The organism is Acidobacteriota bacterium (genome assembly GCA_029861955.1).
GTDB lineage: Bacteria > Acidobacteriota > Polarisedimenticolia > Polarisedimenticolales > Polarisedimenticolaceae > JAOTYK01.
Window position 1 is genome coordinate 125,578 of record JAOTYK010000010.1, and the last position, 12,092, is coordinate 137,669.

At 61.9% G+C, this 12,092-nt stretch carries 9 protein-coding genes and 1 pseudogene; 1 reads left to right on the forward strand and 9 read right to left on the reverse strand.

Translation table 11 applies throughout. From position 1 onward, the window contains the following. Window positions 1–9: 9 nt before the first annotated feature. The 5 genes and pseudogenes from OES25_06905 to OES25_06925 all read right to left on the reverse strand — a co-directional run bounded on the left by OES25_06905 (window position 10) and on the right by OES25_06925 (window position 4,930). Window positions 10–531, reverse strand: a complete 522-nt coding sequence (locus OES25_06905) for a SprT-like domain-containing protein (GenBank protein ID MDH3627372.1) — start codon at window positions 529–531, stop codon at window positions 10–12. A 21-nt stretch (window positions 532–552) separates the two neighbouring features. Then, on the reverse strand, window positions 553–1,383 hold the full coding sequence (locus OES25_06910; protein MDH3627373.1) for an energy transducer TonB: 831 nt from the start codon (window positions 1,381–1,383) through the stop codon (window positions 553–555). A gap of 55 nt (window positions 1,384–1,438) precedes the next feature. Next, window positions 1,439–1,915, reverse strand: a complete 477-nt coding sequence (lysM, locus tag OES25_06915; protein ID MDH3627374.1) for a peptidoglycan-binding protein LysM — start codon at window positions 1,913–1,915, stop codon at window positions 1,439–1,441. 24 nt (window positions 1,916–1,939) lie between these two features. Next, window positions 1,940–2,077, reverse strand: a pseudogene (locus tag OES25_06920) (neutral zinc metallopeptidase). A gap of 192 nt (window positions 2,078–2,269) precedes the next feature. Then, complete coding sequence (locus OES25_06925) at window positions 2,270–4,930, reverse strand: protein kinase (GenBank protein ID MDH3627375.1); 2,661 nt, start codon at window positions 4,928–4,930, stop codon at window positions 2,270–2,272. Window positions 4,931–5,039: 109 nt separating this feature from the next. On the opposite strand from OES25_06925, the gene OES25_06930 reads away from it, so the two are divergent. After that, window positions 5,040–7,070, forward strand: a complete 2,031-nt coding sequence (locus OES25_06930; GenBank protein MDH3627376.1) for a S41 family peptidase — start codon at window positions 5,040–5,042, stop codon at window positions 7,068–7,070. Between the two features lie 10 nt (window positions 7,071–7,080). Here the strand turns inward: OES25_06930 and OES25_06935 are convergent, their stop codons facing one another. From OES25_06935 to OES25_06950, 4 genes are all read right to left on the reverse strand, one after another. Further along, window positions 7,081–8,643: a M56 family metallopeptidase gene (locus OES25_06935; GenBank protein MDH3627377.1), complete on the reverse strand. Its 1,563-nt coding sequence runs from the start codon at window positions 8,641–8,643 to the stop codon at window positions 7,081–7,083. Beyond that, window positions 8,640–9,026 carry a BlaI/MecI/CopY family transcriptional regulator gene (locus tag OES25_06940; GenBank protein ID MDH3627378.1) on the reverse strand — a complete coding sequence of 129 codons (387 nt, stop codon included), beginning with the start codon at window positions 9,024–9,026 and terminating at the stop codon, window positions 8,640–8,642. Before OES25_06940 ends, OES25_06935 begins: the two co-directional genes overlap by 4 nt. 135 nt (window positions 9,027–9,161) lie before the next feature. After that, the gene (locus tag OES25_06945; protein ID MDH3627379.1) at window positions 9,162–11,882 is read right to left on the reverse strand and encodes a protein kinase; all 2,721 of its coding nucleotides are present in this window, start codon (window positions 11,880–11,882) and stop codon (window positions 9,162–9,164) included. A 25-nt stretch (window positions 11,883–11,907) separates the two neighbouring features. Next, on the reverse strand, window positions 11,908–12,092 hold a 185-nt coding region (locus OES25_06950; GenBank protein ID MDH3627380.1), incomplete at its 5' end, for an isoaspartyl peptidase/L-asparaginase.

Here is a 12,092-nt window from a genome sequence, read left to right on the forward strand (position 1 = left end):
GGGACAGATTTATTTTTCCCCGGGGAAAAATAAATCTGTCCCCTTTTCTTCGATCTCCAGCACCCCGTCGCGGCCTGCGCGGACGCAGGTACGACAGCGCCAACGTCTCATCGCCCGTCGAGCGGTTCGACCGACATCGCACACCGGACAACGGTGCTGGTAACGCCCACGCGGTCCGGTCGCCTGACGACACTTCTCTGACAGTCGGGCGGGATCCAACCGAGCGCGGGGCTCGAATCCGGCCTCGGTCATCAGCGCAGCCCACTCCCGGCCGTGGGGACGGATCCGTCGCCCGTGACGAAGATAGGCCGCCACGTGGGCCGCTTCGTGACAGGCGACCTCTCGTAACAACGCTTCGGGCTCGTCCAACAGCGCCGGGTGCAGTCGGATCGTTCCGCTGACGGGATGACATCGACCGAGGGTGGTTCGAAGACGCGAGCTGGTCTCGAAGTGTGCACGCTGGGGAAGCGTCGGCAAGGACCAGGTCTGGGACCATTCGTCGAGCCAGGTGGTGAGGTTTGAGAGGTTCATTTTCCGAGGTTGGATGGTCGCTCAGTGGATTGTGTAATCGACCTTGATTGAAAAGTACACGTCGACCGGCTCCCCATCTCTGGTCGCAGGTTCGTATCGCCACCGGGCGGCCGCCTGGATGGCCGATTTCCCAAACTCATAGCCCATCGGAGATACCTTGTAGAGACAGATGTCGGCGACGTTGCCCTCGTCATCGATCACCGCCCCCAGAAGCACCAATCCCTGCCTTCTGTTTTTCCGCGCTTCCAGCGGATACTCAGGGTGGACTTTCGATTCCTCGATGAGCACGGCGTCCTCGATGTGTCCGGGACCGGCATACGGTATGTCGGTCTTCTCTCTCACCACCACCTTTCGCTCTTCGTTGGGTTGATCCCAGGTCTCCATGTACCTGTCAATCAGTTCCGTCGGGTAACCCTGCCCCTCGCAGGTATCGATCTGCAACGGATAGGCGACTACGATCTGCCGATTCTTGAACTTCAGGAGCGCGGTGACGGGCATCGTATCGACGAGGTAGGTTCTCTTGAGGGACTTCTTCTTTTCGACCCACGGATTCGCGTGCGTCGCGAACGGAGTCATCGCCTTATCCATCGACGTCTTTAGAGCGGCGTGGTTCTCGTCGTTCTCACGTTTCGGCAACTTGCCGCAGTAGAGGATGGAGTCCGGGAACCGAATCCCTACCGTCGATGAGCAATCGTTCCGGGTGACACCCAGCTCGTCAAACAGAAGGAACACGGCTTGATCGGAACGCTTGTCCTGGAACGCCGGGATCGTCTCCGCACTTACAACGCCCACACCCATCAGGAGGGCTACGACTAGCCAACCTGGGCCCCTGCTCCGCTGATCACGACACATGCGAGTGATTCTAGCCGAGCCGGGGCACAGGAGGACGACAAACTGTGGTTCAGCGTCAATCCTTCGGCGGAATCCGCAGGACCTGTCCCGGATAGATCTTGTTGGGGTCCTTCAGCATCGGCTTGTTGGCCTCGAAGATGTCGGTGTACTTCATCGCGTTTCCATAGTGGGCCTTGGCGATCTTCGACAGGCTGTCGCCGGACTGCACGGTGTACATCGTCGCCTCGGGCTCGGGCTTCTCGACCGTCGTCTGGTCATCGACCTGCGCGATGCCCTGGGTGTTGCCCAGAAACAAGACCGCCCGCTCCCGAGCCGCCTGGGACGACGCGACACCGGAGAGGGTGGCCACGCCTTCACGCGCCTTGACCCGCGCGTTCTCAATCCCCAGATCCATCTTGGTCACCATCTCGGTCAGCGAAATGCCCAGCTTCTTGTCGGCCAGTACCTGGTCGAGCTTCTCTTTGGCGTCGTCTTTGTCATCGCCGCCGAACATCTTCTCACCGGCGTCCTTTACGAAATCGAACAGTCCCATTGTTTTCTCCTCATTTGTCAGTCGCTAATTATCGAAAGTGTCACAAACTGCCGGGTCGCCGGAGCGCAGGCCACGCATCAGCCACTCCTGCCGTTGACGCGACGACCCATGGGTCCAGAACTCCGGCCGGACATGGCCCGTCGACTTGCGCTGGATCGCGTCGATCGTCGACGTTTCGACTACGTTGCCGCCCGCGCCACCGCATGAGAACTCCCCGTCAGGGAACATGATCGACAAGGGTGGCGGACAAGTCAAGGATGACAACCGACACCCGACGGAGCCATTCTCGGAAACGAGACGTCGCGAGGCACCCCCTGCTCCAGGTAACCGTGAACGCGACAGCTGCGATGACTTTTACTGGCTAATCTCGATCTGACGCGCCGCCTGCCAGTTCTGCAACACCACAAACGCCTTCAGGTTGACCTCGCGATCCCCTCGTTGAATCATGATCATTCGGTCATGCACCCTGTCATAGCTCCACGAGTTCCGGGCCATCGGGAGTAACTCGTCACTCCGGAACAGCACCTTCGGTCGACCGATCACGGGTTCGCCGTTCTCTGCCCGGAACGACGCAGAGATCACCGCGTCGCCACGACGGAACAACACCTCCCGCCCATCACGACCCCACAGCGGGTAACCGCCGCCGTCCTTCGAGACCCGGTAGACCCGTTGGCCATCGGGGAAGCGACGCAGCATCACCTCGGTACGACCGGCGATCCCATCTCGATAGACACACCACTCCCCGTCCGGTGAGATCGAAAGATCGTCCGCGCCGATGTCCTTTAGGACGTCGGGCTCCCCTCCGGCAACGACGTCTGTCACATAGATCGTGTCGTCCCGTCCCTTCCACACGACGGAGCGCCCGTCTGGGGTCCAGGCAAGGGGAGTCTGATCTGGAATGCCCTCGACCAACAGGGTGGGCTTGCCACCTCCCTCGACGGAGTAGCGGTAGATATCCCACGGCCCCTTCAACGAGGTGTCAAAAACGAGTTCTTCGCCACTGGGGTTCCAGACCGGATAGGCGTTGACGCCGTCCATGGGCATCGGCGTGTTGACGCCGCGCTCGAGGTCGAACACGACAACGTTCGCGCGACCGTTATCGAAGCGGGTGGCCGCCAGTCGCCGACCGTCCGGCGTAATCGCCGCGTGGACGTAGGCCGCCGGTTCGACATCCAACGGAGTCACGTTTCCATCGTGATCGACACTGACGATAGAACGTTTCGTCGACCAGAGACTGCCATCCTGGTAGACCAGCGTGCCGTTGGTGGAGACGGACCACGGACTGTAACCGTTGTCCCATTGCTGCTTGACGCCATCGACCAGTAACCTGGGGTCGCCACTTACCTGCAGCGACTTCGGATCGAAGTCGACGACTTGAATCGCGCCGGCCTGGGTAAACAGGAGGCTGGCGGGCGGGACAAAGCGGGCGTGGGACGCCCGTTGGATCAGATCACGAATCTCACCGCTATCGAGATCGACGACCGCAACGGTCATGTCGTTGAGGGAGGTACGCCAACGAGAGATCAAGATCTGCTTGCCGCCGGGTAGGGCCTGCGGGAACCAGTGTCCGATCTCGCCGTACTCGCGGTCCAGGGTCGTTGCGACCTCGGAAGTGCCTCCATCCGCCGAGATCTTCTTGAGGGCACCGATCCACGCGTCGTTGAAATAGATCGTGTCGTCGTCCACCCAGGTGATGCCCGCTCCATCCAGCGCATCGCAGAGATCGATCGCTCGGCGACTTCCGATGTCGAGGCGACGAAGTTTGCCGCCTGCGAAGAAGGCCAGAGAGCGAGAGTCGGGACTGAACGTTGGATATTTTGCGGCCTCGGTGTCGGGCAGCTCCTGGATCTCGAGCGAGTCCAACCCGCGGAGATGGATCGACCGTCGCGCTCCATCGATCACGACCCACGCGACTCGGTTGCCGTCGGGTGAAATCCTCAGGGACCAGTTGTCGATCTGAGTCTGCCCTGGGGCCGCAATGACCTCGAAGCGTGTTGCCGTCGTGTTGTCTACGGCAGCGGAATTGGAATCGCCGCGAAACGCAAACATGGCAGCCATCATTATTAATGCACCGCCGATGGCCCACAGGATCCCGTGGACCGGCGATCGCGGGGCGGCGGTGGGCTCGGCGGTGTCGTCGGACTCCCCTGCCAGCGCCTCCTCGATCTCCAGCCGAAGGTCACCCGCGTCACGCAGCCGCTTCGCCGGATCCTTCTGTAAGGCACGACGCAACGCCTTGCGGATCACGTTAGGTGTGTCCGCCGGCAACGCATCCCAGTCGGGCTCGGCCCGGACGACGGCGGCCAATGTATCGGTGATCGTCTCACCGGAGAACGGCGCCTTGCCGCAGAGCATTTCGTACGTCACGCAGCCCAGCGCCCAGATGTCGGCGCGACGGTCGACCGGTTTGCCCCGCGCCTGTTCCGGACTCATGTAGGCGGCGGTGCCGAGGATCATGCCGGCCTGGGTGCCGGCGCTCGTCATCGTCGGTGACATCGACATGCTGGCGCTGGAACCGGACGCCGGATCCCCGATCAGCGCCTTGGCCAACCCGAAGTCCAGCACCTTGACCTTGCCGTCGGCGGTCAGCATCACGTTGGCCGGTTTCAGGTCGCGATGGACCACGCCGGCGTCGTTGGCCGCTTCCAGTGCCTGACAGATCTGCGCGGCGGTCTCCAGCGCGTCGTCCATCGGCAGCGGGCCGCGGGCCAGGCGTTGGCTTAGATCCTCGCCGACGACCAGTTCCATGGCGAGGAAACGGGCACCTTCGGCGTCGTGAAGCCCGTAGATCGATGCGATGTTCGGGTGATCGAGCGTCGCCAGCAACCGGGCTTCACGCTCGAAGCGCGCCAGCCGTTCGGCGTCGGCGGCAAACGCCTCGGGCAACAGCTTGATCGCCACGTCCCGCCCGAGGTCCGGATCGGTGGCCTTCCACACCTGACCCATACCGCCCTCGCCGATCTTGTCGACGAGACGGTAGTGGAGCAGGGAGCTGCCTGGATTGAGCGGATTCACGGCGCAGATTGTAGCGCGTTCGCGTCATTGCTACCGGCCCGCTCCCCGGATTCCACGTTTGCCCGTATATGATCGGCAGCAGACACGAGGGGCATTCAGAGGGGGAGCCATGAATCGTTCGCCGTTACGACGCGCCGTACTCTTCGTTCTTGTCGTCACCCTGATGCCGGCGTCACTCCACGCAGACGACATCGATCGACTGGCGGGACTCGTGACCCGCAAACCGGCACCCCATGTGAGCCCCGAGTCGATCCAGCGAGGGGCGACCGACTGGGCCGCCCTGATCGACAGCACCTGGGGCACCTCTCCGTTGACGCGAAACGATCGAGCGATCGGCTTCGATCACGTCTGGGACACGATGGACGAGGACTACGCGTGCTGGCAGGACCTTCCGCTGGATTGGGATGCGGTGAAGACCCAGTACACCTCCGAGGCGGCATCCCCGGTCATCAGTCGTGGTCGCTTTGCGGCGATCATGTCTCGCATGGGTCGTCTGCTGAAAGACGGTCATACGGCCGTGACCGACACGGGCGTCAGCGACACGACCCTGGCCCCCGGTGTGCCGCTATTTAACTTCTCGACATGGGGCTTCGTCACCCATGCCGGCATGTCCGTCACCCCACAGGCCGACACGTCGGGGCTAATCTACGACGTCGTGCCTGGTGGGCACCCGCTTGGCGTCGTTCCCGGCGACCGCATCCTGGGCTACGACGGTCGTCCGTGGATCGACATCTATCCGGAACTTCTCGACGTCCACGAGCTCCCGTCCACGGGTGTCTGGGACGGCACGACAGATTCGTCGAAGGAGCACGGACTGCTGGGTTCGTCCGCCGGAAACTGGCATCTGTTCGACACCATCGACATCGTCAAACACGACACCGGTGAGGTGCAGCATCTCCCGACGTCGCTGTTTACCGGCCTGACCGGCGTTTCGATGTATGCCAGCGAACAACTGTCGGTGGCCGGTGTTGCGGACCCGGTCTTCGGCAGCAACTGGGTCACGTCCGGCGTAATCACCGGCACGAATATCGGTTACATCAACGTCCGGGCCTGGCAACCGGCCACGGGTCTACTGTTCGAAGCCGCCATCGACCAACTGACGCAGCAACTGGCAACCGACGGACTGATCGTCGACTTCCGCAACAACCTGGGCGGCAACATGTTCGAGAGCAACACCGGACTGTCGATCCTGTTCGAGGCTCCGACACCGACTCTCGGTTTCGACCAGCGTTGCGGGGATCCTGACGATCATTTCGAGATGTGTGCGGCGGGAGCGCCTTCGACGTGGAGCATCCCGGGGAATCCGGCGACAAGCTACGCCAACAAGGTCGCGGTGCTGACCGGGCCGGGCTCGATCAGCGCCGGCGACCAGGTGGCGTTACGTTTCAAGTTCCTGCCCAATGCCCAGTGGTTCGGCAAGGCGACGTCGGCGACCTTCAACGGACCGAACCAGATCGGCTTTGCCTCGCCGATGAATGTTGACTGGTTTGCTCGTTATTGCGGGACCGATGGCTTCCTGCTCTCGGATGTCGGCGAGTACCTGACCCATGACGAGCAAGCGGTGGATTGTAATGTCTGGTTGGAAGAGGACGATGTGGCCGTCGGTGTCGACACCGTCCTGCAAGCCGCGCTGGGCTGGATCGATGGCACGCACGGCGATCTGGATCTGGACACGGTCGGCGACCCATGTGACAACTGCCCGAATCTGGCCAATGCGTCCCAGGCCGACAGCGACTTCGACGGTGCGGGCGATGACTGCGATTGTGCGCCGTCGGATCCGCATGTTTATCCCGGTGCGATCGAGCGGAACGACGGCGTCGACAACCAGTGTGCGGGCGATGCCGGCTTCGGACTTGTGGATGAGAGCGGTGCCAACTCGGGGTTCTACAACGGCGGCGACGCCGATGAGTATCTGTGGTTCGGCGTGCCGGGCACGGCGGACTATCAGGTGGCTCGGTCCAGCTCGCCGGAGTTCGATGCGGGCTGTGTCCTGACACCGACGACTGAGACGATCCTGGTCGATGCGGCGATACCGGTCAGCGGAGCGGTCTTCTTCTATCTGAATCGACCGCTGTTGCCGACACCGGGTTCGTGGGGCAAGACGTCGGCTGGAGCGCCGCGGGCTGTTTGTGGGACATAAATCTGTCCCCTTACTTCAATGCGAACTCGATCACGATGGTGAAGTAGGTCTCCACCGGAACGCCCGCCTTCGTCGCAGGCTCATAGCGCCACTGCTCGACGGCGTCGATGGCGGCGGTCTTCATGTCCTCCCGGTCGGGTTCGGAACGCAGGACCTCAATTTCGCTGAGGAATCCATCCACACCGATCAACGCCTGCAGGATCACACGCCCGTCGATCTTATCGACACGCATTGCCTCCGGATAGTCCGGCTCGACCTTTTCGATGAGTTGGGCGTGCTGGATGCCATCTGAAGATGGCGCCGAACGAGGATGTGCGATCATCGACCTCGGACCGGTCACCTCGAACCTCAACCCGCCGAGAGACTCGACGGCCCTCAGCACATCCTTGAGCGGTGTAACTACGGCCGATTGCAGCGCGATGTTTTGCTCGCTGATCGGTCCCTTGATCAGGATTTCAATTCCGCTCTGACGTTGGAGATTCTGCAATACCTTCGGCAGCGGTAGGCTCTCAACGACGAACGGGAACGGTTCCTCAGACCTTTCCAGGCCTTCGAAGCCATCCGCTGCCTGGGTCTCGGCGGCCACCGCCTGGAATGGATGGGGTCCGAACGGTAGGAACGAGCCGGTGAGGACCAGTAAGAATGCAGCGATCAGCGCCAGACGATGTCGACTCTTGGTGGAGTACCTCCCGGCCATGCGTAGTCGATCGAGACGAAGTTTCAACGAAGTCGAACCGAAGCCATGGATCGATGCCGGTGCGGCAACCGGGAACAGACCAAGCTCCAGGGTTCGAGCGATGGAGCGTGCGTAGTCTTGCCACCGGATTCCGGACTGCAGGACGGCGTCGTCGCACGCCATCTCCGTCGTCTCGAAGATCTTGCGGGTGAGCCAACGAACGGGTGGGTAGAAGAAGAACAGGATCGCTGCCAACCTCGGCAACAATGAGCGGGCAGGATCCCGGCGACGTCGGTGTTGGTTCTCGTGGATCAGGATCGCGCCCAATTCATCGTCTGCCAACTCCATGACCAGTGGAACGGAGACGTAGATCCGTGGGTTCAGTAAGCCACGAACGGAAGGAACCGTCGCACCCTCGATCAATTGGACGGCGGATCTTGGAATCCCGCCGATCCGGAGTGCGGCCTCTAGACGACCCTCGACGTCGTCACTGACAACCGCCGCAGTAACCCGATCCGTCCATGTCCGGCGAAGGAACCTTCCGCTCAACCACAACACACCGACGAACCACGCCGTCGTGAACACCAACGACACGAAGGTCGGCAGTGTCGCCGAACTATCGAGGGGTGCCTGCAGGATCTCCGGATACAACCAGACCGTGACGACTGTGGGGGCGGCTGTGGCTGCGGGGCTCCCTGCGTTGAGGAGCAGGTTCCACAACATGCTGCCAAGTGGCGCCAACAACTGCAGCGGCAGGAGGAACTTCAACAACGCGATCCACCACAGTGCCGCGGGGATCCGTGCCGGCGCGTGCTTCATCATCGCGGCGAGCAATGCCAGCGGTATCAAGACGAGGGTCGACTGCCAGAGATGAATCGCCACGGCGTAACCAATCATGAGCGTCTCCCCCTCTTACTCGGCACCAGTTGCTGTTCGATCTCCTTCAGGTCATCGACAGACAATGCGTCCATGTCAGCTAGATGGGAAACAAGAGATCCCGCGGCACCGTCGAACATCGAGTCCAGAAATCGTTGGATCTCCTTGCGGATCATCGCCGTCGGCTTGACTCCCGACGCGTAGATCCAGGCCTTGCCGTCCTTGCGTACCCGACGCACCGCCCCCTTGTCTTCCAGCCGCTCGAAGATCTTGCGGATGGTCGAGTAACTAGGTGGGGCGTCCATCTGGTCGTGGATATCGCGGACCGAGGCCTCGCCGTGACTCCACAGCATCCGCAGGCATTGCAGTTCAAAACGGGAGAGATCCGGAAGTTTGCGGGTCATGCATCCCCTCGACGATGATGTGCGACAGATGTCGCAGACCATAATGCGACAAATGTCGCACATTGTCAAGAGGAGAGAAAAGGGGACAGATTTATTTAATTGGCCGCCAATTAAATAAATCTGTCCCCTTTTTTCTTATCGCCAGCCCTTCACCAACGAGATCACCGCCGATTGCGGCGCTTCGCCCTCGACCGGTCCCATGATCAAGAACTTCGAGCCGTCGGGTTGGACACCGTAGCCCGAGGATCCATCGGGGAGGATCGAACCTTCCATCTTGAACATTTCGACGGGTGTGTCGTGACGGAACGCTTCCGCGCTCTCGACGGCGACCGACATCATCTGCCCGTCGTTCGAGACGTAGAACAACTCGCTGCCGTCCTCCCGCCATATCGGTCGCATACCGCCGTTTGTCGACACCTGCCACTCGCCGCCCGGGCCGGGAAACGCGCGAACGTAGACCTCCAACGTGCCCGAAACGTCCGACTCGTAAGCCACCCAACGACCGCTGGGCGAAAACGTCCCAGCCTGCTCAGTGTCTTCGGTTTCCAGGAAGACCTCGAACTCGAGAGTCTCCATTGAAAAGGTCAACAGATCGTTTCCGGTTCCCGGACGGGTGGCGGTCGCGATGACGGTCTTCCCGTCCGGCGACCAATCGGTCGGGATCAGCGTCGGTCCGTAGGCATCGGCCGCGACGACGAACTCTTCTGCCTCCAGTCCCGAGGTCTCCTTGCGGTACAACCGGACCGGCATGAAGTTCTCGCCGGGTATCACGCGAATCGAGTTGAACAGAATCGTCTCGTCGTCCGGCGACCAGAGGGGGCTGCCGTCCGTGCCGACGTCGAAGGTGAAGCGGGTGGAGTTGTTCCGTTCAAGATCGTAGATCCAGACGTCTTCCGGATCCCCGACGGCCACCGCCGCGAACTTCCCGCTGCTGGAAAGTTTCATACTGACGATACTCTGTGGCTTGCCCACCCGTTCGACAATCTCGCCCTTGCGGTTGACCCACATCAACTGACTGATTTCCCGGGCCTCGGGTGCCCCGCGGACGAACATCAGCGTATTGTTATCGGCCACGGAAAACAGCGCGGCGCCCCACAGCGCGCCGACCGTCTGATTGACGTCGCTGGCGATCGCAACGGCGTTGCCATTGAAGGAGAGGTTCTTCAGATCGAACGGACGGGACATCAGGATGCCATCGTCCACGTAGACCAGTGCATCCCTGGAATAGACTGCCCTCGAGCGAGCCTTCTGCAGCAACGTCGACTCACCGCCGTCTAACGACGCAATGTACAACCCGGATTGGTCGGTCTCTGAGGGATTGTCGGGGTTCACCTCGGGATAGGTGCTGACGACGAAGTAGACGAAGTGCTTGCCGTCGGGCAGGAGATGCGGCCAGCGGTGGGATATCTCCAACCGCTCCGCGTTCAACGTGGTGACCAGCTGACTCTCGCCACCGGATGCGGCGACGCGATAGACCGGCTCGCTCCAGTCCGGCACGTAGAGGATCGTTCCATCGGCGCCCCAGCTTCCACCGCGAGGATCGTTCCCCGCATTGGCCATGGCCTGTGTCACGCCGCCGTCTACCTCGATACGACGCAGCTTCCGTCGGGAAAAAAAGCCGATCGACTTGGAGTCCGGTGACCAGAACGGCTGGTTCGCTCCCTCGGTACCAGGCAAGGGTCGAGCCCGTTCGTCGTCCAGGTTGCGTAGCCAGAGAATTTGATTGTCCCGATCTCCATCAGGCTCGGACAACGCGACGAACACAACCATCTTGCCGTCAGGCGAAAGCTCCAGGAACCTGTAGAACGTCGTTCCGGCGGGTGGCTCGAGGTTGGTCCACAGCGGTGAGGCGGTGGTTTTGCCGGCGCCGCCTGTCGAGAGGACGACGTAGGTTAACAGCGCTCCCAGCACCAGACCTGCGGCGCCGAGCAGCCAGCCGCGGTTCGCGCTTGCGGGAGGGGGCTCGTCGGCGGTGGGTTCATCGACGGATGGTTCCCTGAGTTCCAACGCGGCGTCGCCGATGTCTCGCAATCGCTTGCGCGGATCTTTCTGCAAACAGCGCTTGAGCACCCGTCGCAGCGAGGCCGGTGTCGACGTCGGTAACTTTTCCCATTCCGGCTCACGAGTGACGACGGCGGCGATCACATCGGTGACGGTCTCGCCGTGGTACAGCCGCTCGCCGGTCAACATCTCGAACAGCACCACGCCGAAGGCCCAGATGTCGGTGCGCCGGTCGACCTTCTTGCCCCGCGCCTGCTCCGGCGACATGTAGCCGGCGGTGCCGAGGATGATGCCGGCCTGGGTCCCCATCGCCGCGGTCAGCGTGGGCGACGTCGAGAAGTCGAGACTGCTGCCGCTGTCGTCAGGATCTTCGCAGAGCGCCTTGGCCAGACCAAAGTCGAGGACCTTGACCTTGCCGTCGTCGGTCAACTTGATGTTAGCCGGCTTGAGGTCGCGGTGGATGATGCCCTTGTCGTGGGCTTCCTCCAGCGCGGCGGCGATCTGGAGGGCGATCTCGATCGCCTCGTCGTGGGGGATCGGTCGGTCCTCGATGCGGACGGTGAGGTCGTCGCCGTCGACGAGCTCCATGGCCAGGTACGGAGCACCGTCGTCGTCCTTTTCCAACCCGAAAATTGCAGCGATGTTCTGGTGGTTCAGAGCGGCCAGCAGTTGGGCCTCGCGGTTAAAGCGGGCCAGCCGCTCGCCGTCTGCGGCGACGGCCGGGGGCAGGGACTTGATGGCGGCGGTGCGGTTGAGCCGTGTGTCGGTGGCGGCCCACACTTCGCCCATGCCGCCTTCGCCGAGCTTGCGGTCGATGCGGTAGTGGGCGAGGGTCTGACCGGGTTGTAAAGGCATGGCGGGGATATTAGCTGATTTGGATTCAGCGGACCGCAATCTCGAAGTCGCCGTCCGAGCTGGCCGACCCACGCAGCATCGTCTCCGTGTTGAACTGCATGGAGATGTTGCCACGGAAGTCCACACCGATCGTGCCGCCATCCCCCGGCTTCAGCGTCTCCTCGATGGCACGACGCATCGAATCCTCCAGCGTCATTCCACCCAACTCCA

What these genes read in the sequence shown, in the direction of transcription:
- OES25_06905 (MDH3627372.1), bottom strand. Translation starts at nt 531, where the DNA reads ATGAACCTCTCAAACCTCACCACCTGGCTCGACGAATGGTCCCAGACC.
- OES25_06910 (MDH3627373.1), bottom strand. Translation starts at nt 1,383, where the DNA reads ATGTGTCGTGATCAGCGGAGCAGGGGCCCAGGTTGGCTAGTCGTAGCC.
- lysM (MDH3627374.1), bottom strand. Translation starts at nt 1,915, where the DNA reads ATGGGACTGTTCGATTTCGTAAAGGACGCCGGTGAGAAGATGTTCGGC.
- OES25_06930 (MDH3627376.1), top strand. Translation starts at nt 5,040, where the DNA reads ATGAATCGTTCGCCGTTACGACGCGCCGTACTCTTCGTTCTTGTCGTC.
- OES25_06935 (MDH3627377.1), bottom strand. Translation starts at nt 8,643, where the DNA reads ATGATTGGTTACGCCGTGGCGATTCATCTCTGGCAGTCGACCCTCGTC.
- OES25_06940 (MDH3627378.1), bottom strand. Translation starts at nt 9,026, where the DNA reads ATGACCCGCAAACTTCCGGATCTCTCCCGTTTTGAACTGCAATGCCTG.
- OES25_06945 (MDH3627379.1), bottom strand. Translation starts at nt 11,882, where the DNA reads ATGCCTTTACAACCCGGTCAGACCCTCGCCCACTACCGCATCGACCGC.